The 18,418-nt window shown below is 33.4% G+C and carries 16 protein-coding genes and 1 tRNA gene; 7 read left to right on the forward strand and 10 right to left on the reverse strand.

Annotated elements, in window-relative coordinates; genetic code table 11:
- The first annotated feature begins 190 nt into the window (after positions 1-190).
- On the forward strand, positions 191-1,423 hold the full coding sequence (gene hflX / locus EIG86_RS13670) for a GTPase HflX (RefSeq protein ID WP_127846741.1): 1,233 nt from the start codon (positions 191-193) through the stop codon (positions 1,421-1,423).
- On the opposite strand, the gene EIG86_RS13675 is transcribed toward hflX, so the two are convergent.
- Genes EIG86_RS13675 through EIG86_RS13695 form a run of 5 tightly spaced genes read right to left on the reverse strand, consistent with a single transcriptional unit; the run spans position 1,424 to position 9,093 of the window.
- Positions 1,424-1,831 (reverse strand): response regulator, encoded by a 408-nt coding sequence (locus tag EIG86_RS13675; RefSeq protein WP_127846742.1) that lies wholly within the window; start codon positions 1,829-1,831, stop codon positions 1,424-1,426.
- Positions 1,809-2,849, reverse strand: coding sequence for a response regulator (locus EIG86_RS13680; RefSeq protein ID WP_127846743.1), 1,041 nt, complete (start codon positions 2,847-2,849; stop codon positions 1,809-1,811). Before EIG86_RS13680 ends, EIG86_RS13675 begins: the two co-directional genes overlap by 23 nt.
- A gap of 2 nt (positions 2,850-2,851) precedes the next feature.
- The gene (locus EIG86_RS13685) at positions 2,852-3,286 is read right to left on the reverse strand and encodes a response regulator (protein ID WP_127846744.1); all 435 of its coding nucleotides are present in this window, start codon (positions 3,284-3,286) and stop codon (positions 2,852-2,854) included.
- A 10-nt stretch (positions 3,287-3,296) separates the two neighbouring features.
- Entirely contained in the window at positions 3,297-4,493 is a 1,197-nt protein-coding gene (locus EIG86_RS13690) for a sensor histidine kinase (protein WP_240032226.1), read from the reverse strand.
- A gap of 10 nt (positions 4,494-4,503) precedes the next feature.
- On the reverse strand, positions 4,504-9,093 hold the full coding sequence (locus EIG86_RS13695) for a PAS domain S-box protein (protein ID WP_127846746.1): 4,590 nt from the start codon (positions 9,091-9,093) through the stop codon (positions 4,504-4,506).
- A 184-nt stretch (positions 9,094-9,277) separates the two neighbouring features.
- On the opposite strand from EIG86_RS13695, the gene EIG86_RS13700 reads away from it, so the two are divergent.
- A complete protein-coding gene (locus EIG86_RS13700) occupies positions 9,278-10,090 on the forward strand; it encodes a purine-nucleoside phosphorylase (protein WP_127846747.1) in 813 nt (270 codons plus the stop codon).
- A 116-nt stretch (positions 10,091-10,206) separates the two neighbouring features.
- Here EIG86_RS13700 and greA read toward each other — a convergent pair whose 3' ends face one another.
- The gene (gene greA, locus EIG86_RS13705) at positions 10,207-10,683 is read right to left on the reverse strand and encodes a transcription elongation factor GreA (protein WP_127846748.1); all 477 of its coding nucleotides are present in this window, start codon (positions 10,681-10,683) and stop codon (positions 10,207-10,209) included.
- 108 nt (positions 10,684-10,791) lie between these two features.
- On the opposite strand from greA, the gene EIG86_RS13710 reads away from it, so the two are divergent.
- Positions 10,792-11,229 (forward strand): hypothetical protein, encoded by a 438-nt coding sequence (locus tag EIG86_RS13710; protein WP_127846749.1) that lies wholly within the window; start codon positions 10,792-10,794, stop codon positions 11,227-11,229.
- On the opposite strand, the gene EIG86_RS13715 is transcribed toward EIG86_RS13710, so the two are convergent.
- Positions 11,226-12,191: an ABC transporter ATP-binding protein gene (locus EIG86_RS13715; protein ID WP_127846750.1), complete on the reverse strand. Its 966-nt coding sequence runs from the start codon at positions 12,189-12,191 to the stop codon at positions 11,226-11,228. The genes EIG86_RS13710 and EIG86_RS13715 overlap by 4 nt on opposite strands.
- Positions 12,192-12,424: 233 nt before the next feature.
- Between EIG86_RS13715 and EIG86_RS13720 the strand changes: the two genes are divergently transcribed.
- Positions 12,425-14,416, forward strand: coding sequence for a choice-of-anchor L domain-containing protein (locus EIG86_RS13720; RefSeq protein WP_127846751.1), 1,992 nt, complete (start codon positions 12,425-12,427; stop codon positions 14,414-14,416).
- A 90-nt stretch (positions 14,417-14,506) separates the two neighbouring features.
- On the forward strand, positions 14,507-15,244 hold the full coding sequence (locus EIG86_RS13725) for a T9SS type A sorting domain-containing protein (RefSeq protein ID WP_127846752.1): 738 nt from the start codon (positions 14,507-14,509) through the stop codon (positions 15,242-15,244).
- A 58-nt stretch (positions 15,245-15,302) separates the two neighbouring features.
- Here EIG86_RS13725 and EIG86_RS13730 read toward each other — a convergent pair whose 3' ends face one another.
- Complete coding sequence (locus EIG86_RS13730) at positions 15,303-15,635, reverse strand: helix-turn-helix domain-containing protein (RefSeq protein WP_127846753.1); 333 nt, start codon at positions 15,633-15,635, stop codon at positions 15,303-15,305.
- Positions 15,636-15,812: 177 nt separating this feature from the next.
- Positions 15,813-15,894: transfer RNA gene (locus EIG86_RS13735), tRNA-Leu, on the reverse strand.
- A 133-nt stretch (positions 15,895-16,027) separates the two neighbouring features.
- Here EIG86_RS13735 and EIG86_RS13740 point away from each other — a divergent pair.
- On the forward strand, positions 16,028-16,969 hold the full coding sequence (locus EIG86_RS13740) for a ribose-phosphate pyrophosphokinase (protein ID WP_127846754.1): 942 nt from the start codon (positions 16,028-16,030) through the stop codon (positions 16,967-16,969).
- 20 nt (positions 16,970-16,989) lie between these two features.
- Positions 16,990-17,634 carry a 50S ribosomal protein L25/general stress protein Ctc gene (locus tag EIG86_RS13745; protein ID WP_127846755.1) on the forward strand — a complete coding sequence of 215 codons (645 nt, stop codon included), beginning with the start codon at positions 16,990-16,992 and terminating at the stop codon, positions 17,632-17,634.
- Between the two features lie 71 nt (positions 17,635-17,705).
- On the opposite strand, the gene EIG86_RS13750 is transcribed toward EIG86_RS13745, so the two are convergent.
- On the reverse strand, positions 17,706-18,308 hold the full coding sequence (locus EIG86_RS13750) for an N-acetylmuramoyl-L-alanine amidase family protein (protein ID WP_127846756.1): 603 nt from the start codon (positions 18,306-18,308) through the stop codon (positions 17,706-17,708).
- Positions 18,309-18,418 lie beyond the last annotated feature (110 nt).

Consider the following 18,418-nt stretch of genomic DNA (forward strand, 5'->3'; position numbering starts at 1 on the left):
AAGAAAAGATTAATTAAATGATTTCAAAGTATTTAAACAAAAATATTAACTCAATTTCAGGAATTCAGCAGAAAGGTATTAATAATAATACCAAATATTTTTTATACCAAAATTTCTATTTATTTTCCAAAAACTTAAATTCCTAAAGTAAATGAAGTATTTTTTATAATTTCGTCAAATAAAATAAATCATGTTAGACAATACAGATATTACATACGAAAAAGCCGTTCTTATCGGTATCGTTAACCAATTTCAGAATGAGGAGAAATCTAAAGAATATTTAGATGAACTTGAATTTCTGACTTATACTGCAGGAGGCGAAGTGCTGAAACGCTATCAACAAAAACTTGATGTTCCCAATCCAAAAACTTTCATTGGTAAAGGAAAAATGGAAGAAGTTCGTGCTTTTGTTCAGGAGAACGAAGTTGGCACAGCTATATTTGATGATGAACTCTCGCCAGCACAGCAAAAAAATATAGAAAAAATCTTAAAATGCAAAGTTGTAGACAGAACCTATCTTATCCTAGATATTTTTGCTCAACGTGCTAAAACAAGTTATGCCAGAACCCAAGTTGAATTGGCGCAATACGAATATTTACTACCGCGTTTGGCAGGACTTTGGACTCACTTAGAAAGACAACGTGGAGGAATTGGAATGCGTGGTCCAGGTGAAACAGAAATCGAAACAGACCGTAGAATTGTTCGAGATAAAATCACTTTGCTCAAAAAGAAACTTGACACCATAGATAAACAAATGGCGGTTCAGCGTGGTAATCGTGGCAGCTTGGTTCGTGTGGCTTTGGTAGGCTATACGAACGTTGGAAAATCCACTTTGATGAATGTAATCAGTAAAAGTGAAGTTTTTGCAGAAAATAAACTTTTTGCAACTTTGGACACCACAGTCCGTAAAGTAGTGATTAGAAACTTACCGTTTTTAATGACAGACACTGTTGGTTTCATCAGGAAATTGCCAACGCAACTTGTAGAATCATTCAAATCTACATTAGATGAAGTGCGAGAGTCTGATTTGCTGCTTCATATTGTCGATATTTCTCATAAAAATTTTGAAGACCACATCGATTCTGTGAATAGTATTCTGGCAGAAATTGAAGCCAATGACAAACCATGTATTATGGTTTTCAATAAAATTGATGATTATGAGCCAGAAACCATTGATGACGATGATCTTGCTACAGAAAAAACTAAGCAACACTACACTCTAGAGGAATGGAAAAAAACCTGGATGCAAAAAGTTGGGGATAACGTCTTATTCATATCTGCCTTAGAAAAGGAAAATATCGAAGAATTCAGAAAAAAACTATATGAAGCAGTAAGAGAAATTCATATTACTAGATTTCCCTACAATAATTTTTTATATCCAGAATACGATGCTTACGAAGGAGACGACGATGACAATCAATAACTATGATTTATAAAAATCTGCTAAATTAGGATGGGTTTTCAATTCGTGTAGTTTATCTACAGATATTGGTTTTTCAACAAAACCAGCTACTTCATCATAAGTCTCAGATTTTTCTTTATCTGCGGCATCTATAGAAGAAGTTACTATAAATACGTGGCAAGATTCTGAAAGTCCATGCTCCGACAAAAGATCCAAAAAATCCCAACCATCTATACCTGGCATATTAACATCTAAAAAAATTACGAATTGTTTGTCTTTCGTTTTGGCAGACAATAAATAATCTAGCGTTTCTTGACCATCTAAAAAGGATTTTGGCGATTCAAAAAAGCCAGAGTGTTTCATCATACGCTCGTGTATGAAAAGCACCATTTTATCGTCATCTACATTAATTACTTCTAAATTCTTCATTGTTTTTTAGTTGGTTATTGAGTTTAACTTCTTCTGTTTTACCTGAAATATCACGAATTATGTTGTCCAGTTCTTTTACTGAATCTTGAATTTCGTCAATCAAAATTTTATTTTCTTTTTCTGAACAAATTTTGTGTTTTATTAAATCTACCATCCCTAAAATTCGAGATACCGGCGAACGGACTTTATGGGATTGAATCCACGCAATTTCTTTCAATTTTTCATTTTGTTTCTGCAAGGCTTTATAATACAAAGTACGCTCTGTCACATCATTGGCTAAAATAACTTTAGCTTTTCGACCCTGAAATTCTATAGACTTGCTCAATATTTCTACATCTATCAAATCTTCATTTTTCTTTTGATGTGTAAATCTTTCTTTAAATCGATAATTATCCTGATTTTTAATAAAATTCACCGCTTTTTTGAAACGCTTTAAAGTTGATTTTGGACGAATTTCTGTAATATCCATGTTCAAAAATTCTTCTTCAGAATAGCCATAATTTTCAATCATCGCAGAATTAACGTCTAAAAACTTTAATGTCTCGATATCGTAAACATACATCGGTAAAGGGCTTAAATGAAATAAATCACTATAACGGCGTTCCGATTCTTCTATTTTTAGAATATTCCTTTGCTTTTCAATATTATAGGTAATGCTTTTGAAAAGCGAAGCAGAAGTCAGCTCATCTTTTAGTAAATAATCTGAAATTCCAAATGATATAGATTTTATACAAAATTCTAAATTACAATATCCTGTCAAGATAATAACTGGCGTATTTTGGCTTAATTCAACGATTTCAGAAATCAGCTCTTCGCCATCTTTGTCGGGCAAAGTCAAATCTAGCAAAATAACATCAAAATCGGTTTGAGAGTTCAATACTTCTCTTGCCTCTTTGCATGTGTTAGCATGGTAAATTTCGGGAGATTCAATTTGGTCGTTGATGTATTCTTCTACCAATAAAAAATCACCAGAATTATCTTCAACAACTAAAATTTTGTAATGTAACGCATGCTTCATTTTTATATATTTTGTGTTGGTAATTTGGTAAAACTCATCCAAAAATCCTCCACTTTCCTCATTGCCAAGTTGAAATTTACAGTATCCACAGGCTTTGTAATGTAGCAATTTGCAGAATTCAAATAACTTTCGTTAATATCACTTTCTGATGAAGATGTTGTCAAAATTATAACTGGAATAGATTTCAGGTCATCATCGTTTTTGATGATTTTCAAAACTTCCAAGCCACTATATTTTGGCAGATTAATGTCTAACAAAATCAAATCAGGTCTGAATTCGTTGTGATAGGGTGTCAGCTTTTTCAGAAAATCTAAAGCAGATTTACCGTCACGCACAACGCTTTGCCTTACAGGAACTTGACCTTCCTCCAAAGCTTCCGTAGTCAATAATATATCGCCTTCATTATCCTCTACTAGTAAAATTTTGATTGGTTTCATTGTCAATATATTATAATTTTGGAATACTAAAACTAAATTTGCTGCCCTTACCAAATTCTGAGTCGACCCAAATATTACCTCCTAAATTTATAATAATTTTTTTACTTACAGCCAAGCCTAAACCAATTCCGTCCTCAGAATTCTTATTTTGCTTAAAAAATGGGACGAATATTTTATTCAATTGCTCTTTTTTTACGCCCATGCCATTGTCTTTCACATGGAAAATCCATTTTGAGGCTCGCTCCTCCATCGAAATTTCAATATGAAGTGTTCGATCTTTTGACTTGTATTTAATTGCGTTATTGATCAAATTTCGTAAAACAATTGAAAATGGTGTTTTTTGCGTTTTAATTTCTGATAAATTATTGTAAGAAATTTCAATATCTTTCTTATAAATTTCAGGCAAATTCAACTTTATAATATCTCCAATAACTGACTTTGTGTCTATAACTTCTTCAACATTTTTGTTTGAGTCTATTTTGGCGAATGTTAGCATTTCATTTATCAGTTCAGTCATTTGCTCTGAACTTTGAAATGCATATTCAATATATTTTTTGGAATCTTCACTTAAATTTGAAGATTTTTCCATTTTCAACAGTGATAAAAAACCGCTTATGCTAGAGATTGGAGATTTCAAATCGTGTGCAATTGTAAACATCAATTGTTCTGTCTGAGATTGATATGTTGAAATTATTTCTTGAGACTCGGTTAAATCTTCGGTTTTCTTACGTAACTCTAGCAAATTGATAACTAGTTTTGCTAATCTTTTAAGTCCATTGATTTGTTCTACATTCAAAACTTTTGGCTTGGTATCCAAAACGCACAAGGTGCCTAAAGCAAAGCCGTCGTCAGTAACTAAAGGCATACCAGCATAAAAACCAATTTTAGGTTTCTCAAGTACTAGTGGATTGTCTTTAAATCTTTCATCTAAGGATGCGTCGTTAACAATCATCATTTTGTTTGGATTAAGAATAGCATGTGCACAAAACGCTAAATCTCTAGGAGTTTCACTAACTTCCAATCCTTTTTTAGACTTAAAAAACTGTCTATCTGCATCCAAAAGGGAAATCAAAGAAATTTTAGTGCCGCAAATATTTGATGCCAAAGCAGTAATATTATCATAATCTTCTTCTGGTAAAGTATCTAATATATTATAGCGCTCCAGTGCTTCAAGTCTATCCTCTTCATTTTCGGGTTTAGGTGCCATTATCATATTGCTATATTTTTTTTGGTATCGTAAAAAAGAATGTTGTTCCAACATCTAGATCGGATTTTAACCAAATTTTACCGCCCAAGTTATCAATAATTTTTTTAGTAATTGCCAATCCAATACCTGTTCCAGAATATTCATTTTGCTGATGCAATCTTTTAAAAATAGTAAAAATTTTCTTGTAATACGAAGCTTCAATACCTATTCCGTTATCTTCTATTGAAAATTGAAAATGTTTATCTTTCTCCTTACATCTTATATTTATAATAGGTGACTGATTTTTCTTATGGTATTTTAATGCATTATCGATTAAATTATACAACACTTGTCTAATTTCTCCTTCGGTACAAATTATTTCTGGAAGTTTTCCTGTAATTATTTCAGCCTTTGTCTGTTCTACTCTCTCCTTAAGCAAAACCCTTATATCTTGAATTACCTCGTTAACATCTATTTGTTTGATTTTTCCAAAATCTCTGCCTATCCTTGAAAATTCCAACAAATCCAAAATAATCTGTCGCATGCGTTTGGCACCATCCACAGCAAAATAAATATATTGTTGTGCTTTTTCGTCCAATTCTGTTTTATACTTTTCTTCAAGTCTGGACAAAAAGCCAGTTACCATTCTTAAAGGTTCTTGCAAATCGTGTGATGCAACGTAAGCAAATTGCTCTAAGTCTTTGTTTGAAATCTCCAGTGCTTTAGCTCGCTTTTTCAATTCAAGATTTAGTTTTTCTAAAGATTTCTGATAAGATTTTAAATCTGAAATATCTTGAATCGCTCCTACCATTCGGATTGGTTTATTGTCTTCATTCCTAATAATGGATCCTCTATCAATTACATCGGCATAGGTGTCATCTTTTCTTTTGAATCTATAATCCGCACGCCAAAAATCTTCTTTTGAATTATTCAAAGCTGATTCAAAAGAAGACAGCACACGATCATAATCTTCTGGGTGGAGACGTTGTGACCAACTCTCTATTTCATTACCAAATTCTTCTGGTTCATAACCAAACAAACCTTTTAAACCTTGACTCCAAATTATGCGGTCGCTCTCTAAATCGAGATCCCAAATAACATCATTAATCGCTTCTGAAACGCGCCGAAACTTTTCATTTGAGGATTTAATTTTATCAATGTTTTTTTTCTGCTCTGTAATATCTTTAAAATAAACGGAAAGTATGTCTTTTGAAGGATAAGCATTCACTTCAAACCAAGAATTTAAAGGTTCAAAATAGGATTCAAAATGAACTGATTTTTTGGTTTCAAAAGCTATTAAATACTGTTTTTTAAATACGTCTGCGCTATCTTGATCGAAAAATTCCCAAATATTTTTTTTGATAATTTTGTCTTTTTCAACTCTCAAATTAATTTCAGCTTGTGCATTCCAATAAGTGACTTTCCATTTTTTATCCACCGCAAAAAAACCATCTGAAATGCTTTCGAGAATTTCATTTTTTTCTTCAAGAATTCTCAACTGTTTGAGTTGCGCTGTTTTTCGTTCGTTTATATTTTGGACTGAACCAAAAACACGATTACAAACACCACCTACACATTCAACATCACTAATAATTCTAACCCAAATAGGCTCCTGACCTTTTGGTGTAATCTGGGTTTCAAAATTTTGCTGAAGTTCTTCTTCAATCCATTTTTCGCCTTTATTACGCAAGACTTGCAGGTCGTTTTGGAGTTGAAGTAATTCTAAAGTATCTTTAATAGAAGGTTGCTTTTCGTCTGGCAAATTAAAAATAGTTTTGGCAACATCTGACCAAAATGTTTTGCCAGTTTCTAAGTTCACCTCCCAATTACCAATAGCAGCTAATTGATTTGTTCTTGCAAGAAGTTGTTCTAATCTTATCTTTTCAGAAATATCCTTACCAACACAATAAAAATCACTTGACTTGTCAGACTTTGAAATCGTCCACGCAATATACAATTCTTCTCCTGATTTTCTAAGTAGCCGGCTTTCAAAATACACTGTCTCTACACCAGATTGTAGCTGAAGAAAATTGTTTATAATCAATTCATGGTCAGCAATTGGAATGAAATCAAATAAAGGTTTGTCTAATAAATTTTGTTCTTGAAAACCTAAAATTTTAGCAGCTTTAGTGTTTACTTTTTTCAGATAAGCATTTTTCCCAGCGATGCACATAAAATCTGGTGCAAAATCAAAAAACTGATTAAGCTCGTCTTCGCTTTGTTTTCTTCGAATTTCAGCACCGAGATTTATTGGAAAGTTTTCAAATAAATTACGCAAGGTTTGCTCCTGATTATACTGATGAGAAAAACCAAGTAAAAGAACGCCTAAAATCTTGTCGTCTCCAATAATTGGAAATCCAAAAGCATCTTTCAAATCTACAAGTTTCCCTGCAGATTTTCTAATCCAATCTTCGGAATCACTGATGTTTTCCCAAAATTGCATTTTTTTATTTTTCAGAATAATCCCGGGTAAACCTTCACCTTTTTCAAATTTTTTAGTATCTGCTGAATTCTCATAAAATTCAGTCATTTTTGGGTTTTTATAAGATTCTGCAAAAAGTCGCAATTTGTCTTGGCTAGAGTTTGTCGTCCAAATTTCAGCTAAAGAAAAATCAACAATATTGTGAATTTCATCCAAAATCTCGACAAATATTTCATTCAGGTTTTTAGATTGGTGAAATGCTCTATGAGTGAATGCAGCTAATTCTCCTTGGTGCTCACGAGTTTTTTTAGCTGTAATGTCTCTTTGGATAGACACCCAATGCGTGTACCAACCATTTTGATCTGCGATTGGCGTAAAAGATATGCTGTTCCAAAATTCTTTTCCACTTTTAGTGTAATTGATCATTTCAACATTGCAGGCATCCCAAGCACTTAGTTTTTTTTCAAGTTCTTCAATTACTGTTTTACTAGTTCGTTTGCCATAAGTCAACATTACTTTCTTGCCAATAATTTCTTGTACACTATAACCACTTAAATCTGCGAAACTTTGGTTGGCAAAAATCACAGTATTATCCAGCTGTTTACCTTCTTCAACTTTAGTTACCAAAATTGAATCTTTAGTATTTGCTATGACAGATTCTAGCAAATTCAGGTGGTGTTCACGCTTTCTACTGCTAGAAATGTCTTGAATTGCACCAACCAATCTATACACTTTACCACTTTCATCCCGAATAAAAATCACATTTTCTCTTACATAAGAATAACTTTCGTCAGATTTTAGAAACCGATAATCGAAAGTCCACTTATGAAGATCTGGATCTGTAATTGCTTGATTCAGGCTTTCAAAAAAAGATTTATAGTCGTTGGGGTGAATTTTTGATTTCCAGAAAGCTTTAGTGACATAATTATCATCAGTTTTATAACCAAAAAGCCGGTAATAGCCTTCGCTCCAGAAAATTTTATCTTCATTGATATACCAGTCCCAAATTGCATCGGAACTGGCTTTTGTAGCGTAGTAAAGTCGGTTTTTTGTTTTCAATAGTTCTTGCTCGGCACGATATGACTTTGTAATATCAGATACGGTAGAAATCATTAAATTATGATCATAAACTGGAATATTTTTAGCTTCTATAATCTTTTTTTTTCCAGATTTTGTGGTTATCTCCATACCACTCCATTGCATTCGTTCTGGATCTCCGCTTTGGATATCCGCCATCACTCGAGTCATTATTTGATTTCGATATTCAGGGTCGGGATAAACTTTTTCAAAAAAACGATCTACACTGTCCAATTCTTCAGCATTCCAACCATAAATTTCAAAGAATTTTTGATTGATGAATTGGGTTTCATTTGTGTCAATGTTATTTGTTGCTATACCAATTGGTAAATTTTCTAAAATATTTTCAATAAATTGATTGCGCTTATTAACCTTAGATTCAGCTTTCTTTCTGCGTGTAATGTCTTGAAAAGTTCCAATCACATAATTCTCTATTGAATTTTTATGAGATTTCCCGGTAACTCTCACCCATTTTTCATTTTTTTCTGAATCAACAATTATACATTCAATATCAAAATCCTGCCCTTCTTGCTCCGCCAAACGGATAGCATTTTCTGCTTTTTCTCTAGAAACTCCAGGTTTATAAAAATCTAAAGCAAGTTCGAGGTGAGCGCGATAATTTTCTGGCACTCCCAGAATTTCTGTAACCCCTTTTGACCAAGTGCTTTCATTGGTGTTGAAATCATACTTCCAACTACCAATTTTGGCTGTGCTTTGAGAATTTTCTAAAAATTTTCTAGTGATATCAGCTTTTACGCTTGGCATTTCATCCTTTTCTATGGTAAATTTTATCAAGACAAAAAAAACTTTACCATCAATTTGAATTGGCTCAAAATCTAAACTAAATGTATTGACTAAACCTTTAAAATGTACACCAGATAATTGTTCTTTAGATTTTGTTTTTCTAGCTTTTTGAATAACTTCTCGAACCGACTTTAAATCTTGAGGTCTTGATAAAAAAGAGTCAAATGAAATCATTGGATCAGGCTTATTTTCAATTTCTATCAAGCTGGCAAAAGATTTATTTAGCTTAATAATATCGAACTCAGTTGACTTTGCAATGACAACTGGAGTCTCTATATGCTCTGTGATTTGAAAAAGTAAACGTAACTGTTCTTCCATTTAATTGAATAATTGAAACTAATTTAGCAAAAAAGGAAGACTTTTCAATATTTTCTAGCAATTTAAATACTAAAACTCAATTGAAATAACATATTATTTTATGATTTAAATATTGGTGTAGAGAAATGTTTCATTAAAAACTTTTGCATCTTTGACATAAAAATTGAAAAAATAGAATTTAAAAATGAAAGAACATCTAGAAAAAACTGTTGAATATCTTCAGGACAAGGGTTTTGACAAACCAGAAATCGGTATCATATTAGGAACCGGACTTAGCAAAATCGTAGATCACATTCAGATTGAAGCTGAAATCAGCTACAATCATATTCCTCATTTTCCGACAGCAACAGTTGAATTTCATCAAGGAAAATTTATTTTCGGTCGACTTTGTGGAAAAAAAGTAGTGGTTATGCAAGGGCGTTTTCATTATTATGAAGGTTATTCTTTGCAAGACATCACTTACCCGGTCAGAATTATGAAAGATTTAGGCATTCAGAAGCTTTTGGTTTCCAATGCAGCGGGTGCAATAAATAAAGATTTCAAAAAAGGCGAATTGATGCTTATTGACGACCACATCAACCTTCAGGGAAATTCACCATTGGCTTTCAAAGGTGTGTCTCAGTTTGGCGAAAGATTCGTTGATATGTTAGCACCTTACGACCAAAAGATGAATTCAGAATTTTTGAAAATAGCCAAAGAAAAAAATATTAAACTTCACCAAGGTGTTTACGCTTCTGTGGTCGGCCCACAATTAGAAACTAGGGCAGAATACAGATATTTGAAAATTATCGGTGCCGATGCTGTAGGCATGAGTACCGTTCCTGAAATTATTGTCGCCAATCACCTAAAATTGCCAGTAGCAGCCATTTCAGTTTTGACTGACGAATGCGATCCTGACAATCTTAAACCGGTAAACGTTGAAGAAATTATCGCCACTGCTAACAAGGCAGAACCACAATTGGTGACTTTATTCGAAGCTTTAATTGAAAATATTTAAATTGAAATTTTTCAAGTCAGAAGACTTAATTCATGAAATCTATTCAAATTTTTTTGAAATAAAACGCCCCGATTTTAAATTTAAAATCGGGGCGTTTTAAAATATAAATGTTTTAATTAGTCTCTTGAGACTTCTAAAATTTCAAATTCAATTACACCATTTGGGACATCTATTTTAGCAGTATCGCCAGCTTTCTTACCTAGCAAACCTTTACCGATTGGAGAATCGACAGAGATTTTACCAGATTTCAAATCGGCTTCACTTTGTGCCACCAACTTATAGGTCATTTCTTTATCCATCTTCAGGTTCTTCAACCTCACATTACTATGTATCAACACTTTAGAGGTGTCCAACTGAGATTCATCGATAACACGCGCATTAGCGACAACTTCTTCTAGTTTTGCAATCCGCATTTCCAGCATTCCTTGGGCTTCCTTAGCAGCGTCGTATTCCGCGTTTTCACTCAAATCTCCTTTATCTCTAGCATCTGCGATATCCTGCGATGCTTTAGGTCGTTCCACATCTCTAAGTTGGTCGAGCTCAGCTTTCAACTTCTTCAATCCTTCTTCTGTATAATAAGATACTTTACTCATAACTTCTTCGTTTATATATAACAAAAAAGAATCCCGTGCCGACGAGATTCCGAATTACAAATATAGTAAATTTGTACTTTTAAACATAAACGTCACTTAAAAATTAATATGAGAATTCTTTTTGCATTCATTTTCATTGTTTTTCTTAGCGCCTGTGAAACAGACGATAATAGACAAAGAAATCCTAATTTACTGAACATAAATGTTGATTATGAAATCAGTTTAAATTTGCCACAATTCAATAATTTAAATTTTCCGGGCAATGCGATTTATATTCCAAGTCAAGGTAATTTAGGCATTATTGTGGTTAACTCGGGTAGTGGTTTTTATGCTTGGGATGCCGCCGACCCAAACTTACCGCCATCAAATTGTTCTAGACTCGTCATAGACGATTTAGTGGCAACTTCAAGCTGTAATCCACCAAATACTTATAGTTTGATCGATGGTTTGCCAATTGCAGACAATGAAAACGAAGGAGAATTGCGTTACGGTATGTTATCTTATCGCGTTACAGAAAGTGGCAGCGTTCTTCGTATTTTCAACTAAATTCGTTTTGAGATTTTTTGGTATTCGAAATCAAAATTCACTTTTTCATGCTTCTGAATTTTTTCATGATGCCTAAGAAAGAAATCACTTTCTTGTGTAGTTATTTGAATAAGAAAATGTGAACCATAATAATAGACTTTTTCTACATTTCCTGTGAATTCTGAATTTGTTGTAATGAAAATTTCTTCAGGATAAACCAAAACTTCAGCTTTGGCGCTTTTAAAACCAAATTCCGAGACTGATAGTACATTCACATCTCCAAATAATGAAGCGCTGTAATGATTTTTGGGCATTTCAAATACAGCTTTTGTAGGTCTAAAATCTAATATTTTTCCATTTTGCATGACCAAAGTAAAATCCGAAAACGGTAAAACATCATTTTTGTCATGCGTAGCAAAAATACAGGTGATGTTTTTCGATTTCAAATATTGAAACAACCGCCGTCGTAATCTATTTTTTTTGAATTGGTCGATGTGACTAAAGGGTTCATCGAGCAGCAAAACTTCTGGAACTTTAGCTAAAGCTTGGCCAATAGCAACGCGTTGTTTTTGTCCACCGCTTAAATTTTTGACTTTTGTGTGTTTTACTGAAGTCAATTCTAAAACTTCCAAAAGTTCATCAGTCCGGACTTGATTCGCTTCTGGATGCATTCTTGACAAATACTTTTGAACATTATTTTCAACAGACGTAAACGGCATCAAGTCAAATTCTTGAGACAAATATTTAAAACTTTCTTTCCCTGGAATCAAATTGAACGCTGGCCCTAAAATTCTATCTTCATTCCAAAGCACTTCCCCTTCATCCAAATCGAAAAGCCCGTAAATGGCTTTAATCAAAGTGCTTTTGCCACAACCGCTTTCACCGATAATGGCAAGATGCTCGCCGACTTGCAAATCAAAATTGACATCACAAATGCCACGACCGTTGGGATATAAAAAATTAAGATTCTTGACTTTAAGCATGAATGGTAAATGTAGAAAAAAATTGAGTTCCGAATTTAACTTTTCTAAAAACATTTGAAAAGTAGGCAGAGTCAAATTTTACGTACGCTGTGAATTCTGATATTGTATTAAGCAGATGGAATGAAGTTTTATTCTAATAAGAACTATTCGAAAAAAGATAAATTCTAAATTTCTTGTTAAACTATAAATATTTATATAAACTTGCATTTTACAACTTCTTTAATATCAAAACTATGACCAAAAAAATCACAATTTTACTATGTTTTTTTCCGATTTTTTGTTTTTCACAAATCTTAGTTTCTGACGATTATACACCAGACGAACTAATAGAAAATATTTTGGTTTCAGGTGATTGTGCAAGTGCTGCTTTAGTAAGTTCACCAAACAACAGTAACGTAGGTGGTTATGACTATAAAAGTTATGGTGCATTTTCCAATACAAATAATAGTTCACAGTTAACTATTGATGGCGGAATTGTCCTAAGTACGCATAATGTAACGGCAATTCATCCAGATTCTTTGATGCTTAGCGGATATAATAATTGGGATGGTGACGAAGATTTAGAAGCTTTAATTCAAGAACCCGACAACACCTATAATGCCACAAGAATTGAGTTTTCATTTGTGTCGTTAGTAGAGGAAGTTGAATTCAAATATTTATTAGCCTCTAATGAATGGCCTGCCTATTCTTGTGAATATGCAGACACTTTTGCTTTCATCGTCTCAGGTCCTGGCATTTCTAATACGAATTTTTACGACCATGACGCTAATCCAAATACACCAGATGTAGAACTCGATTTAAATGGGCTTAATATTGCTACCTTACCAGGTACCAACATTCCTGTAAATCCTGTCAATATTAATCTCGATACCGAATGTGAACCCGGAACTATGGGAGAGTTTGCCTTGTCTCAATTCTATGATACTCAAAATAGTGATAATGGATCTACCACATTTAACGGTCAAACAATCCCATTAACAGCTTCAGTAGAAGTTATACCTGGACAAGTCTATCAAATGACTCTAGTTATTGCTGATAGAGCTGACAAAATATACAATTCATCTGTATTTCTTGAAGCAAGTAGTTTTGATACCGGAAGCCTGGATTTAGGTGAAGATTTAACTGCCGAGAATGGCTTTATAGAATGTGAAGGCACACAAGTCACCTTAGATATGGGAATTGAAGTGGTGCAAGGCGCAATTGTTGAATGGTCTAAAGATGGCATCATTATTCCTAATGCAGAAGGTAGCAGTCTAGATGTAGACGAATCTGGAGAGTATTCCGTATTTTATGATATCCCAAATTCATGTCAGATGAGTGACGTCGTCATCGTTGATTTTGCGTCCAATCCTGATTTTGACGGCGCAGCAGGTCTAACGAGCGACTTCAATAATATTGTAGCTTGTTCTAACAGTAATATTGATCTTACAGAAAATGATTACACCACTGCCAACCCTGATGATGAGTTCGTAACCTCTTATCATCTAAGTCAATCTGATGCGGAAAATAATATAAACAGCATAACCAATCCAGACTCATATGCGGTTAATTCTGATGTTAGCATCTTTGTCCGAGTTGAAAGTGTCTCGGCAGAACAATTAACCGGGTGCTACGATACCATTAGCTTTCAAATTATAGCTGAAGATATAAGTATTGGTGACGACTTAGAAAATATTACTGAATGCTACAAACCAGGTTTGCCAGCGACTTTTGATTTGAGTATCAATAATAGTTTAGCTTTAGGTAATCAATCAAGTTCTGATTTTTCAGTATATTATTATGATAGTGAAACCGATGCCTTACAAAACAATACAAATAATGCAATACAAAATATTACTGAATATGAACTTGAAGACATCGGAGAAAATACAATTTGGGTCAATGTCAACAATAATTTCACTAATGATTGTTTTGTAACTAGTAATTTCAATATTGAATTACTTGAAAATAACAGTCCACAATGCGAAGACCTTAGTCTTGTTTCTGAAAATGAAATCAATTTTGAAATTTATCCTAATCCTACCTCTGGTCAGTTGAATTTCAAGTCAGAAAATGGAATTTCAGAAATAAATATTTTTGATATCAATGGGAAGCAACTGATTCACAAAAGACTAAAACAACAACTAGATGGACAACTAAATCTAGAATCATTTCAAAAAGGTTTGTATTTCATTCAGTTCAAAAACGACAAAAACACTCAGATTCACAAAATAATTAAAAAATAAACTGTTTTAAAACAAATAAAAAAGTCATTAAAATACTTCGAAAAAAAGCTCAGAGAATTTGTTGCCTAATAAACTTTAATACCTAAAATTATGAAAAACACATTTCTCTTATTCAGTTTCCTTTGTTGTATGGCAGCATTCTCTCAATCGTACCAATTGGAAAATAATATATGGTTTATAGCAAGTTTAACCGTAGACGGGGAAGATATTACAAATCAGATGGCAGGTAACGATTCTTACGAAACTGGTCTTACACTAATTTTTTCAGAAGGAAACTTAGAAACTTTTTTTGGTGAAGGTCCTCTGGAAATAACCACTTGCATCTCAATGACGGCGCAACTAGATTTTGATAATAACGAAAGTTTTTCAATTATAAACCATAATGTTACTGGAGAAAATTGTGAATCTGAAGGATATTCAAATTATGGGAATTACTACTTTAATAATTTCTTTATAGTAAATGAAGACCCGACCGTGCAGTATAATTTCCAATATCTAATAGGTGGTGATGAAGGAACAAATTTAACCATTATCAACCCAAATGGAGATGTCGCATTTTTCTGGAATGAAGTTTTAAGTTCGTCTTCATTTGATTCTGAAAAGCTTGCGATTTATCCCAATCCAAGCGAAAATCATTTCAGTATTGAAGGTGCAGAAAATTTGACAATCAAAAATCTCCAAGTCTTTAATTTACAAGGTAAATTGATAAAAACCTTCAACCACGAATCTAAAAACAGGTATGATATTTCAGCGTTGAATAGCGGTGTTTATATTTTGAAAATCAATGGAGAAAATGGGGATTTTAGTAAAAAGTTGATGGTTAAATAAATTAAATCCAGCATGTAAAATATTAAAGAACTAATAGTTAGGGTTTGCGATTTTTAAGCTAACGTTTTTTTAAATTCCGAAGTTGAAATTTCAGCATTTCAATTTGTTCTTTTAGACTTTGAATGTGTTCGGCTTGCAAATCTATAATGTAGTCCTTATCTTTTAGACGTTCCAATAATTGATTATTTTTTGTTTGCTCCGTTTTGTACTCTGCTTCTTTCTCTTGAACTTGTTTTAATCCAAATTCATACACAATTAACCGTTTTGTAGAATCAGGTATTTTTCTGTTTCCATTGAAATAAGAATCAATAGTCCTTTCCCCTACGCCCAATTTCTCGCTTATTTTTTTCTTAGTTAATCCGCTGTCTTTCAGTATTTGAAGATGATCCATTTGAATTTGACGTATTTTTTAAGAAAAGCTGGTTTGAAACCTATACCAAAGACTTTTAAATTTTGCCTATTTTGAAGTTTTGACATTTTTTTATCGTTATGCTAAAAAAAGTTGACACAAAATTGACACATTTAACACAAAACCCTCGTAAACTTAGCGTTCACAAGGGTTTCAAAGTACCTAGGGCGGGAATCGAACCCGCACTCCCGAAAGAACTGGATTTTGAATCCAGCGCGTCTACCAGTTCCGCCACCTAGGCATTTTCTGCTTTGCAAAAGTATAAAATATTTTCTTCTCCAAAAGAAATTCTTTGAATTATTTAGCAACAACTTCATTTATTTATCTAAATTTGCACTCCATAAAAATAATATCTTTCAAAAGGTCAATAAGTTATGGCAGACGTAGAAAAAGTGGCAAAGATTTTTGCCTGTTCCCAAAGTACAACTTTAGCAAAGTCTATTGCAAAATCCTATGGCATCCCCTTAGGCAGCGTGAATACTTTGCACTTCAGTGATGGTGAATTTCAGCCGTCATTTGAAGAGAGTGTCAGAGGTTCACGCGTATTTCTTATTGGTTCTACATTTCCTAGTTCTGATAATTTGATGGAAATGTTGCTGATGCTAGATGCTGCAAAACGCTCTTCTGCAAGACATATTACTGCCGTCATGCCATATTTTGGCTGGGCGAGACAAGACCGAAAAGATAAACCTAGAGTACCAATTGCAGCCAAAATGGTTGCCAAAATGCTTGAAACAGCTGGCGCTACGCGAATTATTACAATGGATTTGCATGCCGATCAAATTCAAGGTTTTTTCGAAAAACCTGTGGATCATCTTTACGCTTCAACGGTGTTTTTACCGTATTTGAGACAGCTTAAACTGGATGATTTGGTCGTTGCCTCTCCAGATATGGGCGGTTCCAAAAGAGCTTATGCCTATTCTAAATTTTTAGAAAGTGATGTAGTCATTTGTTATAAACAGCGTGCCAAAGCCAACAAGATTTCTCACATGGAATTGATTGGCGAAGTGACTGGAAAAAATGTGGTTTTGGTTGACGACCTTGTCGATACGGCTGGAACACTAACACATGCCGCCAATTTGATGATGGAGCGTGGTGCGAAAAGTGTAAGAGCCATTTGTACACATCCAGTATTATCTGGCAATGCGTATGAAAAGTTAGAGAATTCAGAATTAGAAGAATTGATTGTCACCGATAGTATTCCACTAAAACAAGACAGTCCAAAAATAAAAGTATTAAGCTGCGCTGACTTGTTTGCAGATGTTATGAAAGCTGTTCATTACAACAAGTCAATCAGCGAAAAGTTTTTAATGTAGTTTAATTTAATTTAATATTTATGAAATCGATTACGATCAAAGGATCTAAAAGAGAAAGCGTAGGCAAGAAATCAACAAAAGCCTTACGTAATGCTGGAGAGGTTCCTTGCGTTATATACGGAGGGGAAGAAATCACTCATTTTTCAGCACCAGAAGTGTCTTTCAACAAACTAATTTACACTCCAGACGTACATACTGTGGTCGTAGATCTTGGAGACACAAAATTTACTGCTGTACTTCAAGACATTCAATTTCACCCAGTTACAGATGATATTCTTCATATAGATTTCTATGAATTCCACGAAGGTCAAGAAATCACTATGGAAATTCCTGTTCATTCTGAAGGTATTCCTAAAGGTGTGAAAAATGGTGGTGTTTTAAGATTTAACCTAAGACGTATGGTTGTAAGAGGTCTTGCTAAAAACCTACCTGACTTTATTGTAGCTGACGTTACTCCACTTAAAATTGGTCAGAAACTTTATGTCACTGCAGTGGCTAGTGAAGATTACAAAATACAGCATCCAGATAATACTGTGATTTGCCAAGTAAGAACATCAAGAAACGTATCACTCATCGGTGTTGATGAGGACGAAGAAGATGAAGCTGAAGAAGGTGAAGAAAGCACTGCTGAAGGTGAAACTGCTGAAGAAGAAAGCAAAGAATAATTTTTTCAATACTAATAATAAAAGAGCGGCTAAATTAGCCGCTCTTTTTATTTATAAAAAACTTTAATCATTTAAAAATCCAAAGAAGCAACGATTTGTTTAGCCAAGAATTTCTTACCGAATTCTGAATTAAGGTAAGATAAGTCCTCTTTGTTAGACAAAAATCCGAGTTCAAGCATAACCGCTGGACAATCGATATTTTCTAAAATAAAAAATCCCGCTGCTTTAACTGGTCTAACTTTAAAATCTTTCTGAGCAAAGCTTTCTAATAATTTAGTGGCATAATAGGTTGATTTCATCAAGTGGTCATTTTTGTTTACAAAAACTTCAACACCTCGATCTTCTTCATTATTAGAATAATTTGCATGAAGTGAAATCACTAAATCTGGCTTCAAGGTCTTAATTTTTTCTACACGTTCACTCAAACTTAAATATTCATCGCTTTCTCTCAATAAAATAATTTCGATATTTCTATTAACCGCCAAATCCTTGAGTTGTTTAGAGACATCCATTACAATCTCTTTTTCAGTAACAAGTTCAGCTCCTGAGCCATTATCAGCTCCACCATGACCAGCGTCAATTACAATTCGAAGTTTTTTATCAGGATTACATTCCCCTGCATAAGCAAAACTGAACATCAAGCATAAACTAAAAATAAACGCAATTTTTTTCATGAGGATAATATTTAAAATGATAAGGCTGTAAACTAGTAAAATATTTCAACTCAGCATCATCAAAATTTAAAAATCGAATTGGTTTATTCAATATAGGTTAGATAAATTCA

This window comes from Psychroflexus aestuariivivens (assembly GCF_004010055.1).
Lineage (GTDB): Bacteria > Bacteroidota > Bacteroidia > Flavobacteriales > Flavobacteriaceae > Psychroflexus > Psychroflexus aestuariivivens.